The sequence below is a fragment of the Pseudarthrobacter sp. C1 genome (assembly GCF_034720455.1).
GTDB lineage: Bacteria > Actinomycetota > Actinomycetes > Actinomycetales > Micrococcaceae > Arthrobacter.
Genome location: NZ_JAYESK010000005.1, coordinates 85,581 through 111,165, shown reverse-complemented (window position 1 = coordinate 111,165; position 25,585 = coordinate 85,581). Strand labels below are relative to the sequence as shown.

The 25,585-nt window shown below is 61.8% G+C and carries 17 protein-coding genes and 1 pseudogene; 9 read left to right on the top strand and 9 right to left on the bottom strand.

What is annotated here, in order from left to right; all coding sequences use genetic code 11:
- Window positions 1–252: 252 nt before the first annotated feature.
- The 6 genes and pseudogenes from U7114_RS10265 to U7114_RS10240 form a co-directional block, all read right to left on the bottom strand.
- The gene (locus U7114_RS10265) at window positions 253–810 is read right to left on the bottom strand and encodes a hypothetical protein (RefSeq protein ID WP_157242469.1); all 558 of its coding nucleotides are present in this window, start codon (window positions 808–810) and stop codon (window positions 253–255) included.
- Window positions 811–1,257: 447 nt separating this feature from the next.
- Window positions 1,258–2,909: pseudogene (gene aceB, locus U7114_RS10260) on the bottom strand (malate synthase A).
- A 241-nt stretch (window positions 2,910–3,150) separates the two neighbouring features.
- Entirely contained in the window at window positions 3,151–4,494 is a 1,344-nt protein-coding gene (aceA, locus tag U7114_RS10255; protein ID WP_323057289.1) for an isocitrate lyase, read from the bottom strand.
- Between the two features lie 232 nt (window positions 4,495–4,726).
- Window positions 4,727–5,740, bottom strand: coding sequence for a YeiH family protein (locus U7114_RS10250; protein ID WP_157243236.1), 1,014 nt, complete (start codon window positions 5,738–5,740; stop codon window positions 4,727–4,729).
- A 181-nt stretch (window positions 5,741–5,921) separates the two neighbouring features.
- A complete protein-coding gene (locus tag U7114_RS10245) occupies window positions 5,922–6,983 on the bottom strand; it encodes a phosphotransacetylase (protein ID WP_323057414.1) in 1,062 nt (353 codons plus the stop codon).
- A gap of 72 nt (window positions 6,984–7,055) precedes the next feature.
- A complete protein-coding gene (locus U7114_RS10240; protein ID WP_157242465.1) occupies window positions 7,056–8,426 on the bottom strand; it encodes an aspartate aminotransferase family protein in 1,371 nt (456 codons plus the stop codon).
- A gap of 221 nt (window positions 8,427–8,647) precedes the next feature.
- Here U7114_RS10240 and ald point away from each other — a divergent pair, with 221 nt between their 5' ends.
- Together ald and U7114_RS10230 are read left to right on the top strand one after the other, a co-directional pair.
- The gene (gene ald / locus U7114_RS10235; protein ID WP_157242464.1) at window positions 8,648–9,769 is read left to right on the top strand and encodes an alanine dehydrogenase; all 1,122 of its coding nucleotides are present in this window, start codon (window positions 8,648–8,650) and stop codon (window positions 9,767–9,769) included.
- Between the two features lie 94 nt (window positions 9,770–9,863).
- Window positions 9,864–11,354 carry a PLP-dependent aminotransferase family protein gene (locus U7114_RS10230; RefSeq protein ID WP_323057288.1) on the top strand — a complete coding sequence of 497 codons (1,491 nt, stop codon included), beginning with the start codon at window positions 9,864–9,866 and terminating at the stop codon, window positions 11,352–11,354.
- Between the two features lie 377 nt (window positions 11,355–11,731).
- On the opposite strand, the gene U7114_RS10225 is transcribed toward U7114_RS10230, so the two are convergent.
- Together U7114_RS10225 and xsc are read right to left on the bottom strand one after the other, a co-directional pair.
- Window positions 11,732–13,225 carry an NAD-dependent succinate-semialdehyde dehydrogenase gene (locus U7114_RS10225; protein ID WP_323057287.1) on the bottom strand — a complete coding sequence of 498 codons (1,494 nt, stop codon included), beginning with the start codon at window positions 13,223–13,225 and terminating at the stop codon, window positions 11,732–11,734.
- 239 nt (window positions 13,226–13,464) lie between these two features.
- On the bottom strand, window positions 13,465–15,351 hold the full coding sequence (xsc, locus tag U7114_RS10220) for a sulfoacetaldehyde acetyltransferase (RefSeq protein ID WP_323057286.1): 1,887 nt from the start codon (window positions 15,349–15,351) through the stop codon (window positions 13,465–13,467).
- A gap of 212 nt (window positions 15,352–15,563) precedes the next feature.
- Here xsc and U7114_RS10215 point away from each other — a divergent pair, with 212 nt between their 5' ends.
- The 3 genes from U7114_RS10215 to U7114_RS10205 are packed head-to-tail and all read left to right on the top strand — an operon-like array spanning window position 15,564 to window position 19,224.
- Window positions 15,564–16,448, top strand: a complete 885-nt coding sequence (locus U7114_RS10215; protein WP_157242462.1) for an IclR family transcriptional regulator — start codon at window positions 15,564–15,566, stop codon at window positions 16,446–16,448.
- Window positions 16,436–17,437 carry an AAA family ATPase gene (locus tag U7114_RS10210; protein WP_323057284.1) on the top strand — a complete coding sequence of 334 codons (1,002 nt, stop codon included), beginning with the start codon at window positions 16,436–16,438 and terminating at the stop codon, window positions 17,435–17,437. Before U7114_RS10215 ends, U7114_RS10210 begins: the two co-directional genes overlap by 13 nt.
- A gap of 8 nt (window positions 17,438–17,445) precedes the next feature.
- The gene (locus U7114_RS10205) at window positions 17,446–19,224 is read left to right on the top strand and encodes a cobaltochelatase CobT-related protein (RefSeq protein WP_323057283.1); all 1,779 of its coding nucleotides are present in this window, start codon (window positions 17,446–17,448) and stop codon (window positions 19,222–19,224) included.
- A 694-nt stretch (window positions 19,225–19,918) separates the two neighbouring features.
- Here U7114_RS10205 and U7114_RS10200 read toward each other — a convergent pair.
- Window positions 19,919–21,409 carry an amino acid permease gene (locus U7114_RS10200; RefSeq protein WP_323057282.1) on the bottom strand — a complete coding sequence of 497 codons (1,491 nt, stop codon included), beginning with the start codon at window positions 21,407–21,409 and terminating at the stop codon, window positions 19,919–19,921.
- A gap of 554 nt (window positions 21,410–21,963) precedes the next feature.
- Here U7114_RS10200 and U7114_RS10195 point away from each other — a divergent pair.
- The 4 genes from U7114_RS10195 (at window position 21,964) to U7114_RS10180 (ending at window position 25,474) form a co-directional block, all read left to right on the top strand.
- Entirely contained in the window at window positions 21,964–22,740 is a 777-nt protein-coding gene (locus U7114_RS10195; RefSeq protein WP_323057281.1) for a sulfite exporter TauE/SafE family protein, read from the top strand.
- 107 nt (window positions 22,741–22,847) lie between these two features.
- Entirely contained in the window at window positions 22,848–23,774 is a 927-nt protein-coding gene (gene pdxS, locus U7114_RS10190) for a pyridoxal 5'-phosphate synthase lyase subunit PdxS (RefSeq protein ID WP_157242457.1), read from the top strand.
- Between the two features lie 99 nt (window positions 23,775–23,873).
- Window positions 23,874–24,125 (top strand): hypothetical protein, encoded by a 252-nt coding sequence (locus U7114_RS10185; RefSeq protein ID WP_323057279.1) that lies wholly within the window; start codon window positions 23,874–23,876, stop codon window positions 24,123–24,125.
- A gap of 143 nt (window positions 24,126–24,268) precedes the next feature.
- On the top strand, window positions 24,269–25,474 hold the full coding sequence (locus U7114_RS10180; protein WP_323057278.1) for an MFS transporter: 1,206 nt from the start codon (window positions 24,269–24,271) through the stop codon (window positions 25,472–25,474).
- Window positions 25,475–25,585 lie beyond the last annotated feature (111 nt).

Sequence of the window (25,585 nt, the reverse complement as noted above, 5' to 3'; positions counted from 1 at the left end):
TGCCTCTCACCTAACAGTCGTGGTGGGAGGTCTTTACGACCCGAGAAGATCTAGGCGAAGCGCTGAGCTGCGCAAATTGCGGCAGCGACACCAGAAGGACGATTGGCCCATCGGCGCGGTTCGGCCACTATCAGCAGCAGCGATCTGGGCGGAAAATAGGTCTCTGGCGGCCTGCAGATACTTCTGCCGACGGAAACCACGCCGCTATTGCAGACCCCTGCAGCGTGTTGCGCGCCCAACACCACAGTCGCCCTACTTGGGGTCGCCTGAAATGTGAAATGGGATCGTTGTGATCTTGGATGCGACTCCGATGGCTTCGAGATCTTGTGCATCAATCGTGCCGTCACCGTTGGCGTCCGCCACGACGCCCGGGGCATCGTTGTAGATACCGTCGTGGTTGAGGTCGGCGATCACAGCAACGGTCAGGGTGCTGTCCACGTCCCGACCGGCAATTGGGGCGCCGACGATCCAGGAATCCCAAATTTCAGCGCCCTTTTTCGAGCGGTCAGTCACACCGGTGAGATTGAACAGGTTGGCCAGGTTTGTGCCGGGACCAGAGAAACCCTTGATGGTGCTGCTGGTGGTGGAGACGAGTACAACGAGGCCCGGCAAACGATCATCCTGACCAGTGGAAAACGAGCCGGGAAAGGGCGCGGTGTTCGCATGCGCGGCGGGCCCAGTGAGCTGTAGATCGGAGAAGCCTGCTGCGGCCAGGCCGCCGTCGTATCGCACGCTCAGATCTACCAGCCATCCAGCACCAGAAATTCCGGCGGTGCCCCCTTTGCGAGGAGCAAACACCTCGATTTCCACGGGATGTTTCTCCGATGCGGCAAGGGCACGCGTCTCCGGGCTCGGACCCGCAGCGCCAGCCACGATCGCGCCCAACACCCCCACAGAGCCGGCAACGGCGGTAATTCGACGATTACTGATTCTTATCATGATTCTTCCTCGGCTCGACTTACATATGGAGTAGTGACTATTGCGGCGCCAACCGGTCATAACGACGAAACTCACGCGTATGGAGGTTGGAACTGAATTGCGCTCACCGCGGTCTAGCCCCGAGCCAACATAAGCCAGGGCAGCCCGCTCTAAATTTCGGTGGGTTGGATTAACCAAGTTGTCAGCAGGGGACTCCAAGGAGGATGGTTTCTCGGCGATTGCCGGCAAAGCAGGCTTCGTCGTGTGCAGCCAGCCCAGCCCCGGCTTTCGGGGTCCTGTTGCGATTGGGCTGTTGCACTGACCAGCTTTGCTTTTCTCCTACGCTGCCGCGAGTTCTTCGGCGGTGGCCTTTTCGCGGGCTTCGGTGAGGTAGCGGGCGTAGGCGGGGAGGGTGAGGAAGGACGGGAAGTCCTGGGCCAGGGTGACTTCTTCGAAGATGTCGCGGGCGTCTTCGAAGCGGTCGCCGTCGAAGCGTTCGAGCCGGGCGAATTCCTCGTCGAGGAGTTCCTCGATCCAGTGGTGGGTGACGATTTCGCCGTGGTCGGTGATGGCGCGGGCGTAGATCCATTGCCAGAGCTGGGAGCGGGAGATTTCGGCGGTGGCGGCGTCTTCCATGAGGTTGTGGATGGCTACTGCGCCGTTGCCGCGGAGCCAGGATTCGATGTAGCGGATGCCTACTTCGATGTTGTTCCGGATGCCTTGTTCGGTGATGGTGCCGGTGGTAGCGGCGACGTTGATGAGGGCTGCGTCGTCGGGGGTGATGTCCTCGCGGGTGCGGTCCAGCTGGTTGGGCTTGTCACCGAGGATGCTGTCGAACACGTCGCGGCAGACGGGCACCAGGTCGGGGTGGGCCACCCAGGAGCCGTCGAAGCCGTCGTTGGCTTCGCGGGTCTTGTCCGCGCGGACTTTTTCGAGGGCGTTGGTGTTCGCTTCGGGGTCTTTGCGGTTGGGGACGGCTGCGGCCATGCCGCCGATGGCCATGGCGCCGCGTTTGTGGCAGGCGCGGACGAGCTGTTCGGTGTAGGCGCGCATGAAGGGCTGGGTCATGGTGACCTGGCTGCGGTCCGGGAGGACGAAGCGGGGGCCGCGGGTGCGGAAGTTCTTGATGAGGGAGAAGATGTAGTCCCAGCGGCCGGCGTTGAGTCCTGCTGCGTGGTCGCGCAGTTCGTAGAGGATTTCTTCCATTTCGAAGGCGGCGGTGATGGTTTCGATGAGCACGGTGGCGCGGATGGTGCCCTGGGGGATGCCGAGGAGGTCCTGGGCGAGGATGAAGATGTCGTTCCAGAGCCGGGCTTCGAGGTGGTTCTCGATTTTCGGCAGGTAGAAGTAGGGGCCTTTGCCCTGGGCGAGGAGGCGGCGGGCGTTGTGGAAGAAGAACAGGCCGAAGTCCACGATGCCGCCGGCGACGGGTTCGCCGTCGATGAGCATGTGCTTTCGGGCAGGTGCCAGCCGCGGGGGCGGACCACGATGGTGGGCAGGTCACCGGCGGGGCGGAGCTTGTATTCCTTGCCCTCGGGGGAGGTGAAGTCGATGCGCCGTTCCAGGGCGTCGGTGAGGTTCAGCTGGCCCTTGATGACGTTGCGCCAGGTGGGGGTGGAGGAGTCTTCCATGTCAGCGAGCCAGACCTTGGCCCCGGAATTCAGGGCGTTGATGGTCATCTTCTGGTCCACCGGTCCGGTGATTTCCACGCGGCGGTCCTCCAGGCCGGGGGCCGGGGGAGCGACGCGCCAGGAGGGGTCGTTGCGGATGTGCTCGGTTTCGCGGAGGAACCTAGGGTCCTGCCCGGCAGCGATCTCCGCCCGCCGGGTCCGGCGTGCCTGCAGCAGTTCCTGCCGCCGGGCCGCCGTCGCCCGGTGCAGCCTGGCCACGAACGCCAGGGCGTCCGGGGTGAGCACCTCGTTCTGCCGGCAGATCGGCTGGGCGGTCAGGGTGATGCCATTGATCGTAAAAGAGTCGGTGAAGCTGTTCATTTCAGTCTCCTTAAAGACGAAAGGGAAGTTCGACGGCGGGTAGCGGCAGGGTGGCGACTGAGGCACGAGGCCGAAGAGCCGGCAAAGCCGATGGAGCGGTGATGCGGCAGCCTGCGTAAAGGGGCCCTATGCCCGCCCCCGACCGAGTTCTACGAGGTCATTGGGGCGGGCATGGGGATAGCAGGCAGAGCGACGCCGGTCCGAAGGCGAAGGCGACCGAACCGCCGTCGAACGCTAAGTTTTAGTGGAACTGGCCCTCTTCGGTCGATCCGACCAGGGCGAGGGTGGATGCGTTCGGGTTGAGCGCAGTGGCGATGTCGTCGAAGTAGCCGGTGCCGACTTCGCGCTGGTGCTTGGTTGCGGTGTAGCCGCGGGATTCGGAGGCGAATTCCTTTTCCTGGAGCTCGACGTAGGCGCTCATGCCTTCGCGGGCGTAACCGTGGGCGAGGTCGAACATCGAGTAGTTCAGGGCGTGGAAGCCGGCCAGGGTGATGAACTGGAACGTGAAGCCCATGGCGCCGAGTTCACGCTGGAATTTCGCGATCGTGGCGTCGTCCAGGTGCTTGCGCCAGTTGAACGACGGCGAGCAGTTGTAGGAGAGCATCCGGTCGGGGAACTCGGCCTTGACGGCTTCGGCGAACTTGCGGGCCAGTTCCAGGTCCGGGGTGCCGGTTTCCATCCAGATCAGGTCCGAGTAGGGGGCGTAGGCCTTGGCGCGGGCGATGCAGGGTTCGATGCCGTTGCGGACCTTGTAGAAGCCTTCCGGGGTGCGGACCGGCTGTCCGCCTTCGCGGAGGATGAATTCCTGGTCGCGTTCGTCGACGTCGGAGGTGATCAGGGTGGCGGCCTCGGCGTCGGTGCGGGCGATGACCACCGACGGGGTGCCGGCGACGTCCGCGGCGAGGCGGGCCGCGTTCAGGGTGCGGACGTGCTGCTGGGTCGGGATCAGGACCTTGCCGCCGAGGTGGCCGCACTTCTTTTCCGAGGCGAGCTGGTCCTCGCAGTGAACACCCGCGGCGCCGGCCTGGATCATGGACTTCATCAGCTCGTAGGCGTTCAGCGGGCCGCCGAAACCGGCCTCCGCGTCCGCAACGATCGGGACCAGCCAGTCCTCGACCGTCCGGATGCCCTCGGAGAACTCGATCTGGTCGGCCCGGAGCAGGGCGTTGTTGATCCGGCGCACCACCGTCGGAACCGAGTTGGCCGGGTAAAGCGACTGGTCCGGGTAGGTGTGGCCGGAGTTGTTCGCGTCCGCTGCGACCTGCCAGCCGGAAAGGTAGATGGCCCGCAACCCGGCCTTGACCTGCTGCACGGCCTGGTTGCCGGTCAACGCGCCGAGCGCGTTGGTGTAGCCGCCGGTCTTGTGCTCCTCGGTGAGCTGCTTCCACAGCTTCTCCGAACCGCGGCGGGCCAGGGTGTGCTCCTCGGAGACGCGGCCGCGGAGACGGACGACGTCGGAAGCTGAGTAGTCCCGGGTCACACCTTCCCAGCGCGGGTTGGCGGCCCACTCGAGCTCCAGGGCGGCGGCCTGCTCTGTTGTGTCCTGGCCGGGCGTCTGCTGGTTGGGCTCAAATGCTGCAGTCATCGTTGATCTCCTCGTTGGATTTTGTGTGGTCCTGGGCCGCCGTAGGTGCTCGTTGGCAGTGGCGGTCTGGTGTTTTTCTGTAACCGTGACTTCTCCGCCACGTCCAGGGCGCCTTATTGGAATGAGCCCAAAAAGTACATGCGCGCGTTCCATGTCCAAGAAAAGCAGCGAAAATATCCGGAGGGGGTGTCGTTGGAAACCACTTGGAGGAACGGGGGGCGAATGCTTTGAACTAGATGAGCTGGACGCCTACGTAAGCCACGACGGCTATCAGTGCCCATGACAACATCGCCGCGGCGACTGCCCTTCCGCCGGTTTTCAGCAGGGAGCGGACTTGCACCGACGCTCCCAGTCCGTAGAGTGCGGCGGCTAGAAAAAGATCCTGGGCCACCCCGGCGACTTGGAGTGCCGCAGGCGGCAGGATCCCTACTGTGCGTAGAACTATTGCGGCCATAAACCCGGCAACGAAGAGCGGAATCAGCGGCGGAAGCTTGGCGTCACCTTCGTCAGCGTTGGTCCCGGCCCGCCGTCGGCGGTGTCTTTCCACGAATGCGGCTCCCGTTACCATGGGCGCAAGCATGAGCACGCGGGTCAGCTTAATGATCAAGGCCCCGGCCAAGGCGGCTGTGCCTGCGGTTTGGGCCGTAGCTACAACCTGTCCAACGTCATGGACGCTCGCTCCCACCCAATGGCCGAATTCAATGTTGTCCAACCCGAGCGGTCCCTTGAGTGCCGGCAGGACACCGATTGCCAGAGTGCCGCAGAGGGTCACCAGGGCAATGGGGACAACGGTGTCCCGGTGGTCGGTCTTGGTCGCTCCGCCCATCGCTCCGATGGCGGACGCACCACAAATGGAGAACCCGGTTGCCAGCAGCAGGGGCTGATTGCCCGGAAGTTTCAGTGCTTTGCCCAGCAGCAGTGTTCCGACAAAGGTTAGGAAGACGATGCCGATGACGATCCCTACTGTTGTCCAGCCCAGCGCGACCACATCGACGAGGCTGAGCTTGAGGCCAAGTAGGACGATGCCCATCCGCATGAGCCGTCTTGCGGAGAGTGCCAGCCCAGGCTGGAGAACTCCTTCAACTGCCGTACTTATCCCTGGAAGATTTGCGGAAAGAATTCCCAGGATGACGGACACGGTGAGGAAGGGCAGCATCGGGACCGCCGAGTGAATCAGCCAGGCGATGGCCACGGCCGCGGCAGCCGCCGCCAGCCCCGGTAGCGTCTTCTGCTGCAGAGCCCGCATGAGGAAGGAGTCATGTCGTCCGCTTTTTGCCGATGTGGCCACGTCTTGGGTCATGGTTCTCTAGAATTCGGCCCGGGCCTGCAGATACAGGATCGGATCGAATCTCCTTTCTTGAGGACAGAAAATGGATGAGCGCCGGAGGCATCTACGGCTCCGGGGGCTCGAGGAGGATGGCTGGAAGTCAGGACGTGGAGGTGGATGACGCTTTGTTATGGCGGTTCGGAAGTGATTGGACGGCGCTCAACAGACCGAGGAAGATGATGTCTTCTGCCCTGCATCCCCGGGACAGGTCGTTCATGGGGGCATTTAGGCCCTGCAGTATCGGTCCCACCGCCACAGCACCGCCGAGTCGCTCCGCGATCTTGTATCCGATATTTCCTGCATCCAGGGTGGGGAAAATCAGCACGTTTGCGCGGCCTGCGACTTCTGACTGCGGCGCCTTCGATGCCCCAATGTGGGGAACCAGGGCAGCATCAAACTGTAATTCCCCGTCGACTTGAAGCAGCGGGTGCCGGTCGCGCAGGATCTTCATTGCATCCTTAACCTTTTCCACGTCCGGATGGGCAGCACTGCCTTGGGTGCTGAAGGACAACATGGCCACTTTCGGGTCCTGCCCTGTCAGCACGTGATGGGTGTGGGCTGCGGATGCCGCTATGTCTGCCAGTTGTTCTGCAGAAGGGTTGGGTACGACGGCGCAGTCGCCGAAAGAAAGTTCTCTTTCGTCCGGAAGTAACATCAGGAAGGAGCCGCTCAATGTTGTGCACGCAGGAGCGAGGCCCACAACGCGGAGAGCTGCCCGTAGGACGTGTGCCGTGGGGCTTCCTGCTCCGGCGACGGAGGCGTCCACGAACCCGGCCCGCAATGCAGCAGCGGCGAGATGAACTGATTCATGCCGCGCCATGGCCAGCTGTTCGGGCCTGCTGGCGTAGGCCTCCTCCAGGCATGACCTGATGGTGGTGTCGTGGGCGAGGCTGCAGCAGTCGAGGATTGTGTTTTCCGGCAGGACACAGCCGACGTCCTTGGCCGCCTGCCTGATCCGGGCACTTCTGCCGATCAACCGGGGTTGAATGATTCCTTCGGCCGCCAGTGCGCTGGCGGCAAAGACGGCCCGTGGATCCTCTCCATCGGCGAATGCGACAACCTTCGCCTGGCCGGACAGTTCCTGGCGCCAACGTTCAGAGGTCGCGATGCCTGGAAGAGCCGCTGCCTGCGCCCGATTCCGATCAATTAGAGCGATTCCCATGGCTCCCCTTCTTGAATTGATCCGTGGGGGTCCGCGACGGCGGACCCCCACCTCTTAAACCGGAGGCACGGCCTAAGGCTGAATGGCCTTTTCGATGTCATTGAGCATTCCATCCACACCATGGAGGAGTTCGGACAGCACATCGCTGTCGGCGACCAATGGCGGGGAGATCATGATCATGGTTGCGCCCCGGTCATCGCCTCGCAGGATCACCTTCGTCCGTTTGAAGGATTCGGGCAGCACTTCGCGTAGTACGGTCAGCGATTCAGTCTCAGTCAGTTCCCGGCCGCTGAAACTGTCAGCCATGAGTTCGATTGCGTAGAAGAAGCCCGTACCCCGGATGGCCTTGACACAGCGGTGTGAACTCTTCAGGGACTCGAGCGCCTCCATTATTTTCGGCCCGTTTTCCTGGACGTTGCCCAGGACGTTTTCGTCACGCATGGCCGTGATGTTGGCGACTGCGACTGCCGTTGATACCGGGTGTCCGCCCCACGTGGCGCCATGAGTGAAGACGCCTCCCTTGGAGGAGTTGAACAGCTCCTGGACCAGCTTTTCCCGGACAATCATGCCGCCGAGGGGCGCGTAACCCGAGGTGGATCCCTTCGCAAACGTAACCAGGTCCGGAACGACGCCTGTCAGGCCGTAGCCGAAGAAATGTCCAAGACGCCCAAAGGAGCAGATCACCTCGTCAGATACCAGCAGGATTCCGTACTTGTCACACAACGCACGCAGCGCCGGCCAGTAGCCAGTGGGCGCCACCAGTGCACCGCGGCCGTTCTGCACGGGCTCGGCGAAGATGGCCGCGATTGTCTCGGGACCCTCTTCGAGAATGGTCCGTTCGATGGCTTGGAAGCATTCCAGTTCTGTGACTGGGCCACAGTCCCCGGTGTAACCGAGCGTGTTCGGAACGCTACGGATGCCCGGAAGGAGTTCGCCGAAGGGGTCCTTGATCTTCGGTAGCTGGGTGATGGAGAGCGCGCCCATGGTAGTGCCGTGGTAGGCCATGTTCCGGCTGATGACCTTGGTCCGCTGCGGCTGGCCTTGGCTACGGAAGTACTGGCGGGCGAATTTCAGCGCCGTCTCAACGGCCTCTGAGCCGGAGTTTACGAAAAAGGTGGTGCCCAGATCACCCGGAGCCAACTCAGCGATAAGAGCAGCAGCTTCGATTGCCGGCGGGTGCGCGGCTCCCCAATTGGAGGCGTATGCGAGGGTATTGATCTGTTCGCTGGCTGCCTTGGCTATGTCTGCTCGCCCGTGGCCCATATTGACGCAGAAAAGCCCCGCCAAACCATCCAGGTAACGATCGCCCTCGGTGTCGATGAGGTAGCTTCCTTCTCCGCGGACAAAAATGGGGAACTCACTGTCCCACGTGTCCTTGCGTGTGAAATGGGGTCCGAGGTGTCGTCGGGCCTGGGCCCGTAGCGTGGTTGCGTCCACGACCATCTCCTTCTTTCGAGGTGAATAGCAATGAGCGAAAGCCTAGGCCGGGTTTCTTTGGCGCGTCAGGGCCAAATGCCTCCTGACTGATGGGTCCAGTCTGGTTCCATAGGTTGGCGCCGTTCTGGACCTTCTGGACCTAATCACGCAGGGCCATACTTCGATAATGCTGTGCAGTCGGCACGGCGAGTGTTGAGAACACCCAACTACCGCACGGAGGTCCCCACATGAAAATCGGCGTCCCGAAAGAAGTAAAGTCCCACGAATACCGCGTGGCCGTCACTCCCGCGGGAGTACACGAACTCCTGAGCCATGGGCACGAAGTGTTCATCGAAGCCGGCGCGGGAGCTGGCTCCTCGATTTCCGACGATGCCTTTACGCTGGCGGGAGCCGTCATTGTGGACACAGCGGATGAGGTGTGGGCCATGGCCGATCTGCTGCTGAAGGTGAAGGAGCCGATCGCCGAGGAATACCATCGGATGCGGCCGGATCTGACGATCTTTACGTATCTTCACTTGGCCGCTGACCAGGCCTGCACCTGGGCGTTGCTGGACGCCGGCAGTACTTCGATAGCCTATGAGACCGTTCAGCTTGAAGACGGTTCTCTGCCGTTGTTGTTTCCGATGAGTGAAGTCGCCGGCCGACTCGCGCCGCTCGTTGGTGCTCAGTGCCTGACCCGACCCGAGGGCGGCCGGGGCATCCTGATCGGCGGGGTCTCTGGAGTGGCACCCGCACGGGTAGTGGTTATCGGCGCTGGCGTATCCGGTATGAATGCTGTTTCGGTGGCCGCCGGGCTGTGGGCAGACGTAGTCCTCTTCGACAAGAACGTTGACAAGTTGCGCGCCGCGGACCGCATGTACCAGGGCCGCGTCCGAACGCTGGCCGCGAACCAGATGGCCATCGAACACGAAGTGCTTCAAGCGGATCTGGTGATTGGTGCGGTTTTGGTCCCCGGCGCCAAGGCCCCCAAGATTATCTCCAACGAGCTGGTCTCCCGAATGAAGCCTGGCAGCGTTCTTGTAGACATCGCCATCGACCAAGGCGGATGCTTTGAGGATTCACGGCCCACTACGCACCAGGAACCGACCTTCCGCGTCCACGGTTCAGTTTTCTATTGCGTGGCAAACATGCCGGGCGCTGTTCCCCATACCTCCACCTATGCTCTGACAAACGTGACGCTGCCCTATGTTCTGCAGCTCGCCGACAAGGGCATCGAACGTGCTCTCGCAGAGAACGCAGCGCTCCGGGCCGGCTTGAGCACCGTGGGCGGAAGCCTCACCAACGCGGCGGTAGGGGCAGCCCATGGGATTGCCGTAATTGATTCATCGAAAGCAATGGCACGTAGCTAGAGTAATAACGAGGTCATGGGCGGGGGAAGTTCAGCGCCGAACTCCCCCCGCCCCTTCCAGTTCCGATACCTCAGCTACCAATCTGGAGGCAGTCGTGGCACGGACGCTAATTGAGATTGATCGCGGTTCAAACGAGCCCCTTTACCGGCAGGTCCGGCGCGTGGTTGAGCACGGCATCGCTGTCGGCATATTCGACTCACGCCGTAGACTCCCCAGTTCCCGTGAACTGGCCGCCGAACTCAAGGTCTCACGCAACACCATCAATCTCGCGTATCAGGAGTTACTCACGGAGGGACTCGTGCTGAGCCACGAGCGCCGCGGTATTTTCGTAAATCCTGAGATGGTCGCCGCCGCTGAGGCTGACGTCCAGACGACGGATTCGATGATCGATTGGTCTTCCAGAATGCGCCGGTATGCCGACGAGGGTGTGCCGGAGGTGGAAAAGACGCCCGACTGGCATAAATATCCATACCCTTTCGTGGCCGGTCAGGTCGATGTCCAGAGCTTTCCAGCAACGGCTTGGGTGCGCAGCCTCCGGGAGGCGCTTTACCAGCCCCATCGCTTCGCCAGCCTCCAGGACAGTGTCGGAGCGGACGATCCCATGCTGATTGACATGATCCGGCGCCAGATACTGCCGGCCCGCGGGATCGAGGCCGACGCAGACGAAATACTTATCACCGTTGGGTCTCAGCAGGGATTGGACCTGCTGGCCCGGACGCTGCTCGGATCACATCAGCGTGTAGCGATCGAGAATCCCGGCTACCTCGACGCCCGCCATATCTTCCTGCGCACCGGCGCGCAGGTCTACGGAATCGATGTCGACAAAGACGGCCTTTGTCTGCCGACCACCCTCAACGGAACTGCCTTGGTATATGTCACTCCCAGCCATCACCATCCCACTAATGTGACACTGAGCATGGAGCGTCGCCATCGGCTTCTCAAGCTTGCGGCAGCCTCTGCAACGGTGGTTATCGAGGATGACTACGATAGCGAGTTCCGCTATGAAGGCAGCCCTAGTCCGGCGCTAAAAGCCTTGGATTCCACAGGAGATGTCCTGTATTTAGGGACGTTTTCCAAGTTCTTGTCGCCCGGTCTGCGCTTGGGTTTCCTCGTCGGCCCGGCCGAACTCATCCGTGAGTTGAAGAAGGTGCGCCGTTACCAGGTCCGTCACCCGCCAGGACATTTGCAGCGTGCGCTCGCTTTGATGATTGACAGCGGGGATTACCACCGGGCACTTCGGCGCCACCGCCGGCAGATGAAATCCCGTTGGGAAATGGTCAGCAATTTCTCAGCACAATACCTGCCTTGGGAGCAGAGCAGCTATCCGCCAGGGGGCGTCAGTCTTTGGGTTACCGGGCCGCCCGCATTGGATGCCTTGGAGCTGGTAAGGAGGGTGGAGCGACGGGGAGTCCTCATTGAGCGCGGGGACATCTATTTCATCCAACCAGATGCGCCCCGGAACTGCTTCAGAGTTGGCTTCGGCGCCATCCCCACGCGCTCAATAGGGGAAGGACTCGCGTTGGTCGGCGAGACAGCGAAAATCCTGCTTGCCGGCGGAGATTCAGCGGATAAAACAGCTGGCTAGCAGACCTCTCACGGCCGGCTGCAGCTGGCGCAGGACGTAGTTGACCGGTGTTTCCGCGCCGGGCGCGGAACGGGTCTCGGTCCCGGCCCCTGGGCGCCGGGCCGGGCACTGCCGCAGCATGGCCCAGAAGCAATGGAGGAATGCTCCAGCCGCCCGCACTCTTCGGCCCGGCGGACTGCAAAGCGTACCGAAGGGATGATCCGCCGCTGCGAACGTGACAAGCCCGGGGGTCAGCCGCCGGCCCGCCTACGATGTGCCGTGTCGTCGTGGATGGCCATTCCCGCCCGACCTGCACTAACATCCTCGCCGCCGGGACAAATGGACCATGCAGCCTTCTCGCTGCATGCGAACGCCTGGTTTCACCGAGCCCACACTGCTCACAGACGGGGAATGGCCATGTACTTGATCTCGAGGAATTCCTCGAGGCCAAGTCGTCCGCCTTCGCGGCCGAGGCCGGAGGCTTTGATGCCGCCGAAGGGTGCCGCGGGGTTGGAGACAAGGCCCGTGTTCAGTCCTACCATGCCGACCTCCAGTTCCTCGCCCACGCGGAAGGCGCGGTCCAGGTCCTGTGTAAAGACGTAGCTGGCCAGGCCCCATTGGGTGTCGTTGGCCATGCGGATTACTTCCTCTTCGGTGTCGAAGGGAATTATCGGGGCAACCGGGCCGAAGATCTCCTCGCTCATCAGTGCGGCGTCCGGGGTGACGTCCGAAAGAACTGTGGGGGAGTAGAAGTACCCTCTGCCTTCAGGACGGGAGCCGCCGCAGACTACTGTGGCGCCCTTGGCAACGGCATCGTCCACCAGTTCCTGGACCTTGTTCAGGGCCTTCTCCTCCACCAACGGGCCGACTTCGGTGCCTTCCTCCGCGCCGTCGCCAATCTTGAGGGCTCCGAGACGCTTGGCGAGCCGCGCCGAGAAGTCGGCGGCCACTGCGCGCTGGACGAAAATCCGGTTGGCGGCAGTGCAGGCCTCGCCCATGTTCCGCATTTTGGCAGTGAAGGCGCCTTCCACGGCCCGATCCAGGTCGGCATCCTCAAACACGATCAGGGGTGCGTTTCCACCGAGTTCCATTGAGGAGCGCATGACGTTCTTTGCCGCCTGTTCAAGGAGGCGGACGCCCACTCCCGTGGAGCCGGTGAAGCTGATCTTACGGGCGATGCCGCTTTCCATCCATTGGGTGACCACCTCGGAGGCTTTGGTGGTGGTGACGACGTTGAGAGCGCCCTTGGGCAGGCCGGCTTCGATGAGGATGTCCACCAGTGCCAGCGAGGACAGTGGGGTGAGGTTGGCAGGCTTGAAAACCATGGTGCACCCGGCTGCGATCGCCGGGCCGATCTTTCGTGTAGCCATGGCCAGCGGGAAGTTCCAGGGCGTCACCAGTACGCACGGGCCCACCGGCTCCTTCGAGACGAGAATCCGGTTCTTGCCGTCACCGGTGGTAGTCAGGTCACCGCCGATGCGGACGGCCTCCTCGGAGAACCAGCGAAAGAATTCTGCAGCGTAGGCCACTTCTCCCTTGGCTTCAGCGAACGGCTTGCCCATCTCGGTCGTCATGATGAGGGCCAGCTCGTCCTGCCGGGCAATGATCAGTTCGAAGGCACGCCGCAGGATTTCGCTCCGCTCGCGGGGCGGAGTCTTGGCCCACGCCTTCTGCTCCCGGCCGGCCGTTTCGATCGCCCGGCGGGCGTCTTCGGGACCGCCGTCGGCCACCGTCGCGATGACCTCCTCCGTGGCGGGGTTGACGACGGCGAAACGGGCACCGGTAGAGGACTCTGCCCACTCGCCGTCTATGTACAGGCCGGTGTTGACTTTCGCAATCACATTAAGGACCTGGTGGGAGGCCGGGACTTTCAGGGTGGGGTGGGGTGTCATGTTGAGAAGTCCTTTTCTGTGGGGAGGCCGAAAAGCGGTCGGGCGGCGGTGGGTTTGGAAATGAATGAAGGGCTGAACCAGCAAGCGAAGATCAGGGGAAGTACGTCATTTCTGAGCAGGGGCATCTGATTTCCCGCCTCCTTGCACTGCTTGACGCGGGACTGCAAATACCTCGTGGAAAGACCTGTGGAGGCCTTCCAGGGAAGACCTCCACAGCGACCACAGGACTGGCTTCTGGCTTAGACGTAGTCCTTGTACTTCTCGAGCAGGCGGACCGGCTTCGCCAGCGCATCACGGCGGAAGGGGTCGCCAAGCTCTCGCGTGCACATGATCTCGATGACCGTGGTTTTTCCCTCGTTCATCTGCGCAGCGAGGGCACGCTGGAGGGCGGGGCCTACCTCTTCGAGCTGATCGACAACTACGCCTTCGGCCCCCATCGTCTGCGCCATGGCAGCGAAGCTCTCGTTCTCATTGTCGAGTTCACCGGCAACGAAACGCCGGTTATAGAACTCGACCTGGTTTTTCTTTTCCGCGCCCCATTGCCGGTTGCGGAACACGATCGCGGTGACAGGAATGTCGTGGCGGACAGCAGTGAGGACTTCTCCCATGCTCATCGCCCATGCCCCGTCGCCTGCGTAGGCAACCGCCGGCCTGTGCATGGCGGCCGCCTTGGCGCCGATCATGGTGGGCAGCGCGTAGCCGCAGTTGCCGAAGCTCATCGGCGCGAAGAAGCTGCGCGGCTTCTCGAAGCGGAGGTAGCTGTGAGCAACCGAGTTGATGTTTCCGATGTCGGTGGAGACCATGACGTCTTCCGGCATGGCCTTTTCCAGTTCGCGCAGCACCTGACGCGGGGACAGCCAATTGCCCTCCTCGTGCTTGTGCTCTTCGAGCATGTCAAGGCTGTAGTCATCCGTTTCATGGGTCCATGCTGACAGTTCTTGCTCCCAGCTTTCCTTCTCGGCCTTGATGGTGGCGGCGCGCTCTGCCTTGGTGGCATCGCATGCGAGGGTGAGCTGCTCCAGGCGGTTGCGCAGTTCGAGCGCCACGGCCTTGGCATCACCGCAAATTCCGACACTGATCTTCTTGACCAGGCCCAGCATGGTGTGGTCGGCATCGATCTGGATGATTTTGGCATTTGTGGGCCAGTAAGCCTGGCCATACTGGGGCAGGGTACCGAAGGGGCCGAGGCGGGTGCCGAGGGCGACAACGACGTCGGCCTGGGAGATGAGCTTCATGCCCGCCTTTGATCCCTGGTAGCCGAGCGGCCCCGCCCAGAGCGGATGGCTGGCCGGGAAGGAGTCGTTGTGCTGATAGCTGTTGACGACGGGAGCGCCCAGACGTTCGGCGAGAGCCTTGCATTCCTCGACTCCGTCGGCCATGACCACGCCTCCGCCTGAGACGATTACTGGAAATTTGGCCGTTGCCAGCAGCGCTGCGGCTTCGTCCAGGCTCTTCGTGCCGCCGGCACCACGGTCCACCCGGCGCGGTTGCGGGATTTCGGCTGTGATCTCGCCGTAGAAGTAGTCGCGCGGAATGTTCAGCTGAGTCGGCCCGTTTTCGGACATTGCCCGATCGAAGCAGCGGCCAGTGAATTCGGCCATACGGGCGGGGTGAGTCACGTGGCCCTGGTACTTCGTGAACTCCTGGAACATGGGCAACTGCTTGGCTTCCTGGAATCCGCCGAGACCCATGCCCATGGTGCCGGCCTCCGGCGTAACGATGACCACGGGGCTGTGGGCCCAGAAGGCAGCAGCGATGCCGGTGACGCAGTTGCTGATGCCAGGTCCATTTTGACCGATGACGACGCCGTGCCGGCCACTGGCGCGGGCATAGCCATCTGCCATATGGGCAGCGCCCTGCTCATGGACGACCGGAACCAGACGAATTCCTGCAGGCGCGAAGATGTCCATGGCGTCCATGAATGCAGACCCCATGATGCCGAAGATGTCAGTGACGTCGTTTGCCACCAAAGTCTCCACGAATGCTTCTGACGGAGTCATCTTTTGAGCACCTTGAACCACTGACCGGGGTGCCGTGGCAGAGGCCTCGCTGGCCGGCAGGTCATTTGTGGACGGACCCGTTCCGGCGTCGGTGACGTCAGAGATGTCGATTGTGTCTTGGCTCATATTGCTTCTCCTCCTACAGGGCTGGCTAGCCCTACAGGACTGGCCGTGCTCGTTGAAATATCAAAAACCGGAACATATCGTTCCTTTTTTTGGTGGTCAACCTGAGATTAGGCGAAAAGCATCTACCGGTCAATGCCTATTCGAGAATATGGAACGTGGCGTACAATAAAACGACGAAGGCGCCGAGGATACATCGGGTGGAGGAGACGGTAATGGCTGAGATTCGCAGGCTAAACAACAATCAGGACGGTCAAACGCTGACTGAGCTGGCGGGGGAGACACCTACTATGCGTCTGTTCTCCCTGCTCGAACTGATCGCCACCAAGGACCAGCTCTTCACGCTTCAGGGGCTAGCGGAGGAGACCGGCACTCCTAAGCCAACCCTCCACCGCATGCTGCACCAGCTGGAAAGCTCCGGACTGCTGATTCGGGAGAACAACGGCAGGCACTACGGCACCGGAAGCCGCCTGCGGCGCATGGCCGAGGATCTCCTGATTAATGACATCCACCACGGGGCACGTCACGCGGTGCTCCGCAATCTGGTGAATGAACTGGGGGAGAGCTGCAATGTCACTGCTGTATCTGGCAGTGAAGTGCTATATCTGGACCGGATCGAAACCTCCGAGCCATTGCGGATCACGCTTCAGCCGGGTTCCCGGGTGCCTGTTCACTGCTCGGCAAGTGGAAAAATGATCCTCTCGCAGCTCAGTCCAGCCCAGCGGAAGCGGCTCATTGCATCCGCTCCGCTTGGCCGCTATACGAACAAGACTGTGACCGATCCGGACTTGATCGAGGCCGAGCTGCAGCGCGTCCGGAGGGATGGTTATGCCATCGATGACGAGGAGTTCCTTCCGGGGTTGGTCTGCGTCGCAGTGCTGGTCCCCACGACGAATGCCGTGTCCAATTTGTGTGTCGCGGTGCAGGCTCCCGTCATGCGGTTGACGCCGGAAAAAGGTCTGAAACTGCTCCCCGCGCTCCAGCGTGCGGCCGCCGAGATAGGTCGAATTGAAGCAGAGTCCTATACAGGCAGGACCGACGGCGGGGATGCGACCGAAGGATCGGCCAGCGATATTGAGGGGGAGCTATGGAGCAGCTGACAAGACTGATGCCGGATCATATGGTTTCTGTCCGGGACCTGTTCAACATCGACTCGGATCTCAAGGTAGCCGCCTTCCGTGAGCCCGATGACCATGTCCCTGAGGCTGACCCGGCCTACCGGTTCAACCATGATGTAACGCTGGCCATCCTGGCGGCCTTTACCCGGAACCGGCGAATGCTGCTTCAGGGACTCCACGGAACGGGTAAGTCCACACACATTGAGCAGGTGGCCGCCCGGCTGAACTGGCCGTGCGTACGTGTCAACCTGGACGGGCATATCAGCCGACTGGATCTGGTGGGGCGCGACACTGTTGTCCTTAAGGACGGCAAACAGATCACTGAGTTCCAGGAGGGAATCGTCCCCTGGGCCATCCAACGGCCGGTGGCACTTATTCTCGATGAGTACGATGCAGGGAGGCCGGACGTGATGTTCGTAATCCAGCGGCTTTTGGAGCGTGACGGCAAACTCACACTGCTCGATCAGAACCGGGTCCTGGACGTGCATCCAGGCTTCCGCCTCTTTGCCACGGCCAACACTGTAGGACTTGGCAATCTTAACGGTATGTACCACGGCGTCCAGCGTCTCAATCACGCCCAGATCGACCGCTGGAACATCGTCGCCGCCCTCAACCATCCTCCGGCCGAGGACGAGCTGGAAATCGTGATGGCACGGGTCCCGGAGATGGACCATCCGGCCGGGCGAGAACTGGTGGCTTCCATGGTGGCTGTGGCAAAACTGACCCGGGACGGCTTTAAGGTGGGCGACCTGTCTACGCTGATGTCCCCACGCACCGTGATCACCTGGGCCGAGAATATTGGGATCTTCGGCGATCCCGGCAAGGCCTTCCTGCTGTCTTTCGTCAACAAGTGCGACGAAGCCGAACACGCAATCATCGCTGAATATTTTCAGCGCTGCTTCGACCGTGAACTGGACGGACTCAGTTCTGCGGCTCATGTGCCGGACAGCGCCTTCGCTGCCGCCGGGTAAAGCCGCCCATGGCCTCGCTGACGGAAGATAAGGAACAGACGGACCGGTACGGGGCGGCAGCCGCATCCCGGGAGACCGCTGCCGTATTGCTGCGACGCCGCAAGCAGACCATGGAACTGGGGGCCGCTGCGCTGCGCGCGCTCAGCGGCCGGCGCGGCCTGCACTTCCGCGGCCCGGTCCTGTATCACGGGGAGAAGCCGGTGGCAATGCCGGCGCCGCATCTTCACCCGCAAACCTGCGATTCCAGGCCCGCGTCATTCCGTGGTGCGGCCGACGGCATGGCGCTGCGCCTGAAGAAGAGTGATGCCGTCCTGCATCAACGACTTTGCCCGGACACACCCGCCCGAGTCTTGGTGTTCGAGATGCTTGAGCAGTTCCGCGCCGAGTCGCTCGTCGATCCTGCCATGCCCGGGGTCAGGGCCAATCTCCACGAACGTTTCCAGCAGTGGTCCCGGGAGTTCGAGGCTTCCCCTCTGATCGACAGCGCGTTGGGAATCATCCTGTTCACCGTGGCCCAGGTTTGCCGCGCACGAATCACCACGGAGCCAATGCCTCCGGACATCGAAGACCGAATTGAATCAACCCGGATGGACCTTGCCCCGTACATCGGCGCCCACCTTGCCGCCCTGCGCCGCGAACGCTTCTCGCAGTCAGGTTTCGCCCCTCATGCCCTTGCCATCGCCGAGACCGTCGGGGCCCTAAGTGAGCAGCTGGAATCCAGGGAAACGGGACCCGCGCGCCCCAGCGGCCGATTGACTCAGTTCCAGCTGCTATTCGACCAGGACACGAACGACGACCATATTCCCATCGCAGGATACGGGCGCAGCGACGCCCTTCAGATTGGCCAGGGCATCTATCGGCAGTACACCACCTCCTACGACCAGCAATTCCAGGTCGCAGGTCTGGTCCGCGCCGAGCTGCTGCGCGGCTACCGCAAACAGCTCGACGACGACATAGCCCGGCAGGGCATCAACGTGCCCCGGCTGGGGCGGGCCTTGGCCGCGATCCTGTCCGCAGACGACGAGGATGGATGGGACGGCGACGCCTTGGAGGGCCGCCTTGATGGCAGCAGGCTAGCCCGGCTCGTCACCTCCTCAGGGGACCGCAGGGTTTTCAGGACTGAACGCATCGAACGCCGTGCAGAGGCCAAAGTGACGTTCCTCGTGGACTGCTCCGGGTCCATGAAGGAGTACGGTGCCGCCGTCGCCGCGCTCGTGGACGTCTACGCCCGCGCATTGGAACTGGCAGGTGCGCGGTGCGAGATCCTGGGCTTTACTACCGGCGCATGGAACGGCGGCCGTGCCGGGAAAGACTGGATCCGGGCGGGAAGACCAGCGTATCCAGGACGGCTCAATGAGGTGCGGCACCTGGTTTTCAAAGATGGTGATACACCTTGGCGCCGGGCACGCTCCGGAATCGCCGGGCTGATGAAAAAGGACTTGTTCCGCGAGGGGGTCGACGGCGAAGCCGTGGACTGGGCATGCGCCCGGCTCGCGGAAGATGGCACCGGAATCGGTGCCTCGGGACGCCGGATCCTGCTCGTGATTTCCGACGGCAGCCCGATGGATGGTGCCACGGGGCTGGCCAACGACAGCCATTACTTGGAGCAGCACCTGCAGAATGTGGTGACCGCCCATGAGGTTTCCGGCAGCACAGAGATTTTTGGACTGGGGGTAGGGCTGGATTTGTCCCCTTACTACCGGAGGAACCTCGCGTTGGATTTGAGCCAGGGAACCACGCCTGCCGTCGTCAACCAGGTGCTCGGGATGCTGCTCAAAAGCCGCTAACGGCTGTCACGGTGACGGGACGATGCCGGCGTGCGCGGCCAAGTCTTGATGCCAACTCCCGGCATGCACATCAAGACCTGGGAAAGAGGGAAGTCATCGAAAGCCTTTCGACTTCCCCGGACACGGTGACGCGTCGGCGTTCGAGCTCCTCGAGCTGTGCGCGACGCGGGGGAATGACCCGCTCGACGGCTTCGGTGCCGACGGCGCTCACGCCCTGCTCATGTGCTCGTCCAGCGCCGAAAAGACCCCGTCCATAATGTCCAACAGGTCTTACGGCTGTGGGTCCTACCCCGGGCAGCACGTTGCCACGCCCTGGGGCCCCAGCCAGGTGCGCCAGGAGCCTGCTCCAGCACCGGGGATCGGGTCAGCACGGTTCCTGGGAAGACCTGCTCCAGGGCAGGAAAATCTGCACCCGCCCTGTGCTGCTGCAGGCCCGTGAACAGGTCGTGCAGCCGCGCCTCGCCCTGAGGAAACGGCTTGTCTAAGATGCCTTCACCCGCAGTAGACCTCAGGGCAAAAAAGGTCATGCCGGACCCAGCGACCAAATCCCCGACCCGGCGGCAGGGCCCTCCGATCCACGGAGAACCAGGGGATCCTACACAGCCGCCGGCACGCAGAAACCCGCTGTGAGTAGCTCCATTGCCAATTCCCACAGCGGGTTTCCTGCAACGCTTCAAGGGCGGATTAGTGCGGATTAGTGCAGCGTCCTTGTCAGGTCTGTCTCCATTTTTCCGGGCTGCTCTGCATCTTCTTCGTTAGCTTGGGCATCACCGGCCGCGTCCGCCCGGGTTGGATGTGCTTGGTCGCTTTCCGGACGTTTTCCGTACCGTCTGCGCATTTCGTAGCCAAGCAGGATCACAATCAGTGTGAGGCCGCTCATCAGGAACTGTGACTGGGTGCTGGGAAGGATGGCCATTGCAGCTATGACGCTGAGCATGAGCGCTATGGTCGCGTAGCTTAGCCATGGGAACAACCACATCTTGAGTTTCAGGGCTGCCGGATCTTCCCGATCGAGTCGTTTACGCAGCACTACCTGGGAAATGGCAATCACCAGATAAACGAACAGAGCCACGGCGCCGTAGGAGTTCACCAGGAACGTGAAAACCACTTCTCCCCACAAATAGACGCATATAACCGAAATATAGCCAACCGTCGTTCCGAGCAGAATCGCACGGCGCGGCACGCCGCCTTTGGAGAGTTTGGTAAAGAACTTGGGGGCATCGCCGTTGCGCGTTAGAGCGAAAAGCATGCGCGAAGTGGTGTAGAGCGCAGAGTTCAGGCAGGAAAGGACCGCTGTCAGCACAATTCCGTTCATGATGACGGATACGGCAGGGATACCCATGACATCAAGTACTGCCGCGTAGGGGCTGATCCCGACGCTCTCGGCATCCCACCTTTGGATGCAAACGACCACAAAGATAGAACCCACATAGAAAGTCACGATTCTGGCGACGATAGAACGCATTGCCCGCTTCACGGAACGTTCCGGGTCTTCGGCTTCGGCTGCTGCAATGGTGACAATTTCCGCCCCGGTGTAGAAGGCGACACAAGGCACTACGGCGGCCATGACGGCTCCCCAGCCCAGGGGCGTGAAGCCCCCATGGTCAAAGAGGTTGCCGAATCCCGGCGTTGAATCAGGCCAGACGCCGGTTATCCAGAGGATCCCCAGGCACAGGAAAACAACGATGGCTACCACTTTGATGGAGGAGAACCAGTATTCGAACTCACCAAAGGACCGGGCTGAAACCATGTTCGTGGCGCTCAAAATGATCATCAGGCCCAGGCTGAGTATCCACAGTGGGATATCGGGAAACCAGAGTTGGATTATCCGGCCGCCAGCTATCGCTTCAATAGCAACAACGATCACGAAAAAGTACCAGTACATCCATCCGGTAGCGAACCCTGCCCGTTGTCCCAGGGCCTGCCGTGCATAGACGTAAAAAGATCCGACCACCGGGCGGGCCACTGCCATTTCGGCCAGCATGCGCATTAGAAGCAAGGTGATAAGGCCTGCAATGGAGAAGGAGACGATTGCGGCTGGGCCAGTGCTGCTGATAACCACGCCGCTGCCGACGAAGAGGCCGGCCCCAATGACGCCTCCGATGGCAATCAGGTTCATGTGTCTGTTTTTCAGGCCCTTGCTAAGGCTTGGGCTCTCGGCTTGCCGAGGTTCGGCGCTGTCCACGTTTCCTCCAATGATTGACGGAACCAGCTAAAGTGCGCTTTTCGCCTGGGCTAAGAGGCGGAAGACCAGAGGGCGCCGTGAGATCTGCCCGCACAGTCTAGCTGTGAGTGATCCAGCCCACTTCATTTGGTGTAGCCCAAACCTACGTAGCCGATGTTGTGGTTCACAGAACCAGATGGAACTGAAACGAAGGAGCCAGCCCATTCCCTGCATCTACTCCGGCTCGCAACCTCGATGACAGGTCATGCGCATTTGGCCGTTGCCCAAAGTATCCGCCCGCAGGGCTCCGCGGGATGCCGGCATTGCGGTTCAGTCGTGCTCGCCGGTTCACGCGTTCCCATCAATGCATTCCGGAATTCGGAACGTGGAGTCATATATACTGGAATCCGGCCGAGTGTTTCTCCAGCGAAAGGATGTGTCCGTGCAGCAGGCGTATGAGAAGAGCCTCGCATCCTTCCGTGGTCGATGTATGCGGCAAACGTCCGCAGGCAAGTCGGAAAAGGACCGCATGACTGCTGCCTTGGCCGGTAAGCGGCATGGCGCGGGAACTGAAAGTGATTGACGCGGTAGCCCTGGATCCGATTCCGGTGAATGCCGACTACGTGTGGGCCCTGGCAGCGCTGGGAGGAGCAACCTTCCTTGGCGCGTCCACGCAACGCATCACGGGTGTTGGATTCGCGCTCGTTGCCGCACCGTTCCTGAGCATGCTCCTCGGACCATTTAACGGCGTGCTGCTGGTAAATGCGTTGGGCACTCTCACGTCATTGCTGGTCTTGGTCCAAGTCTTCAGGGAAGTGGAGTTCCGCCGGGTGCTCCTCATGCTGGGGCCCGCCATCGTGGCCATTGTCCCCGGCTCGTGGGTTGCCATCCACATGCCGTCTTCTCTGCTTTCAATCATTGTCGGCGCCATGATCATAGTTGCCCTGGCCGCAAGCCTTACCGTACGCACGCCACCTGTACTTCTCCGCGGCAGGCTGGGGGCAGGGATCGCTGGATTTATCTCGGGCTTCATGAATGTAACGGCAGGGGTCGGGGGACCGGCTGTGGCGGCGTACGCACAGGCCAGCCAATGGCAGCACAGAGCATTTGCGGCCAGCGCACAGCTTTACTTCTTAGGGGTGGGGCTTGCCTCCCTCGCCGCGAAACGCGAGATGCCAGCTCTTGATGGCCTCCAATGGTTGTCCTGTGGTCTGGCCCTCACGGGCGGAATAGTGCTTGGAAATGTACTCGGGCCACGGGTTCCGCCCAGGGCGAGCATGACCGCCGTCCTGGTGCTGGCGTTCACCGGCGCCGTTCTAATCCTTTTCAGGGGCGTTGCCATGCTCGCCTGACTATCGCAGGGAGGAGTGCCTCCGTTCGGGCTCTGGGTGATTCGCCTAGAGCTTCCAAAGTCCATTACCAGAAGCTGAAGTTCAGCTACTTCCGATAGGAGTACTCATTGTCAACACAAGGGAAAGCTTTCAGTTCCGGAAACTTCATCAAGAATCCAACGGGCAGCAACCGCGTCAAGCGCGGTATGGCTGAGATGCTCAAGGGCGGCGTCATCATGGACGTCGTCAACGTCGAACAGGCCCGCATCGCCGAGGACGCCGGTGCCGTTGCTGTGATGGCGCTGGAACGCGTTCCGGCCGATATCCGGGCCCAGGGCGGCGTGTCCCGCATGTCGGATCCGGACATGATCGACCAGATCATTGATGCCGTGTCCATCCCGGTCATGGCCAAGGCCCGGATCGGCCACTTCGTAGAGGCCCAGGTCCTGCAGTCCCTGGGCGTGGACTACATTGACGAGTCCGAGGTCCTGACCCCGGCCGACTATGTCAACCACATCGACAAGTGGAACTTCAAGGTTCCCTTCGTTTGCGGTGCCACCAACCTTGGTGAGGCCCTGCGCCGCATCAACGAGGGTGCGGCCATGATCCGTTCCAAGGGCGAGGCCGGCACCGGCGACGTCTCGAACGCCACCGGGCACATGCGCCAGATCCGTTCCGAGATCGCCAAGCTTGCGGCCCTGCCCGAGGACGAGCTGTACGTTGCGGCGAAGGAACTGCAGGCACCGTACGAACTGGTCAAGGAAGTTGCCGCCGCCGGCAAGCTTCCGGTGGTGCTGTTCACCGCCGGCGGCATCGCCACCCCCGCTGACGCGGCCATGATGATGCAGCTCGGTGCTGACGGCGTGTTCGTCGGCTCGGGCATCTTCAAGTCCGGCAACCCGGCCCAGCGCGCCGCCGCCGTCGTGAAGGCCACCACCTTCTTCGATGACCCCGACGTCATCGCCAAGGCCTCCCGGGGCCTCGGCGAAGCCATGGTGGGCATCAACGTCGACGAAATCCCCCAGCCACACCGCCTCGCCGAACGCGGCTGGTAACGCGGGAGTTCCCCACAACAGGTTGACCGGAAGCCTGCTCGTGTCCAGAACAAGGTTCGGCGCCAAGACCGCGGCTTTCTTCATCAATTAGGAGCACTAATGGCAATTGAAACCGCTTCATCCGAACTGCCCCCTCAATCCCTGGTGAGGCCTGACTGGCGATCAGTCTCACGGGAGGCGCTGGCGGAGGGCCAAGATGTGCGGATTACAGACGGCGGAGGGTACGTGACGTACGGAACGATAGACTGCGCCACACCCGATGGATCACTTGTCTGGATAGTGCTCAAGGATCTTGGTGAACGCCGAATTTTCCATAGGAACGATGGTGTCACACTGGAAATCAGCGCCTAGCAGCGCAGGAATGTTCGCGGCATTCACTCACCCTTGGATAACCACTCCAGCTGCTTGGGGATCCCTTGCTCACTACCGGCAAGGCTGGAATCGGCTGGGCGCTTCGTGCGCTCCTAATCTCCTGAACGGTGGAAGAACGTATCATGCCTGTTGTCACCCGGAACGCCCCGGATCGCACTGTCAGGTTTGGCCTGGCCTTCATCGGGGTTCTGCTCATCGCGGTTAACCTTCGGGTGTCCTTTGTCAGTGTGGGATCGGTACTCGCGAACATCAGCAGTGATCTTGAGCTTTCAAGCGCCGCAGCAGGGTTCCTCACAGGCCTTCCGCTCTTTGCTTTCGCAGTCTTCTCACCTGTGGCGCCCGGCTTCGCTTCCCGTCTGGGTCTCGACCGGGCGCTGTGGATGTCCCTGCTGATCCTTGCCTTGGGCATCGTGCTTCGCTCCTTGCCGGTGCCCGGCTTCATCTGGGCGGGCACCGCACTGATCGGCATGGCTATCGCGTTTCTCAATGTTTTGGTGCCTTCCCTCGTGAAGCGGGACTTTCCGACGAGGGTCAGCCAGGTCACCGGAAGCTACACCGCCACACAGGCGGCCTTCGCCGCGATCGGGGCCGCCGTCGTCGTTCCCGTGGCAGAAACGTCCCCGGGGGGCTGGCGGCTTGCCCTCGGAATCTGGGTGGGACTTGCCCTTATCGCCATGGCCGTGCTCCTGCCGTGGCTGCGCCGGCACAGGGCAGGCACCGCACACGTCATCACGCCAGACGACTCGTACCTGTCGCCCTGGGTTTCGGCCTTGGGCTGGCAGGTGACGATCTTCATGGGGCTGCAATCGATCGCCTTCTACGTCCTGATGGCATGGTTGCCCACTATCGAGCAAAGCCAAGGGGTCCCCGCGACTACTGCGGGCATCCATCTGTCCGTTTTCCTGCTCATCAGCGTGTTCGCGAGCCTTGCCGCAGGGGGAATCCTTCACCGGGGTTCGGACCAACGGCTCGTATCCTTTACGAGCGGCGCGCTTATGTTCGTGACGTTTCTCGGGCTGGCCCTTGCGCCGGACCTCATACTGCTGTGGATCTTTCTCGGGGCAATCGGGTGCGGGAGCCTCATTGTCATCGCTCTGTCGCTGTTTAGCCTCCGGACCGTGAATTACCCGCAGGCCGCATCCCTGTCCGGCATGGCGCAATCTGTCGGGTACGGTCTCGGTGCGGTGGGGCCGGTAATGTTCGGCGGTCTTCGCGACGTAAGCGGAGACTGGACGCTTGCGCTCCTCGTCACCGCGGGCATCATGGCAGCGCTTACCGTGACGGGCGTTTTTGCAGGGCGTGATCGGGTGATCAGCGCTTCAAATTGACATGATGTCGCTACTGGCACGAGACGCAGCGACGGGATGGCGGAGCGGCCTATGCCGAGAAGCCCGGCGCTTGCATGAAACAGCCTGACAACCTGGGGTCCGGTCGACGCT

Coding starts and splice junctions, on each gene's coding strand:
- aceA (WP_323057289.1), bottom strand. CDS start 4,494: ATGACTGCAGCATTTGAGCCCAACCAGCAGACGCCCGGCCAGGACACA.
- U7114_RS10250 (WP_157243236.1), bottom strand. CDS start 5,740: ATGCGGGCTCTGCAGCAGAAGACGCTACCGGGGCTGGCGGCGGCTGCC.
- U7114_RS10245 (WP_323057414.1), bottom strand. CDS start 6,983: ATGGGAATCGCTCTAATTGATCGGAATCGGGCGCAGGCAGCGGCTCTT.
- U7114_RS10240 (WP_157242465.1), bottom strand. CDS start 8,426: ATGGTCGTGGACGCAACCACGCTACGGGCCCAGGCCCGACGACACCTC.
- ald (WP_157242464.1), top strand. CDS start 8,648: ATGAAAATCGGCGTCCCGAAAGAAGTAAAGTCCCACGAATACCGCGTG.
- U7114_RS10225 (WP_323057287.1), bottom strand. CDS start 13,225: ATGACACCCCACCCCACCCTGAAAGTCCCGGCCTCCCACCAGGTCCTT.
- xsc (WP_323057286.1), bottom strand. CDS start 15,351: ATGAGCCAAGACACAATCGACATCTCTGACGTCACCGACGCCGGAACG.
- U7114_RS10215 (WP_157242462.1), top strand. CDS start 15,564: ATGGCTGAGATTCGCAGGCTAAACAACAATCAGGACGGTCAAACGCTG.
- U7114_RS10210 (WP_323057284.1), top strand. CDS start 16,436: ATGGAGCAGCTGACAAGACTGATGCCGGATCATATGGTTTCTGTCCGG.
- U7114_RS10205 (WP_323057283.1), top strand. CDS start 17,446: ATGGCCTCGCTGACGGAAGATAAGGAACAGACGGACCGGTACGGGGCG.
- U7114_RS10185 (WP_323057279.1), top strand. CDS start 23,874: ATGGCAATTGAAACCGCTTCATCCGAACTGCCCCCTCAATCCCTGGTG.
- U7114_RS10180 (WP_323057278.1), top strand. CDS start 24,269: ATGCCTGTTGTCACCCGGAACGCCCCGGATCGCACTGTCAGGTTTGGC.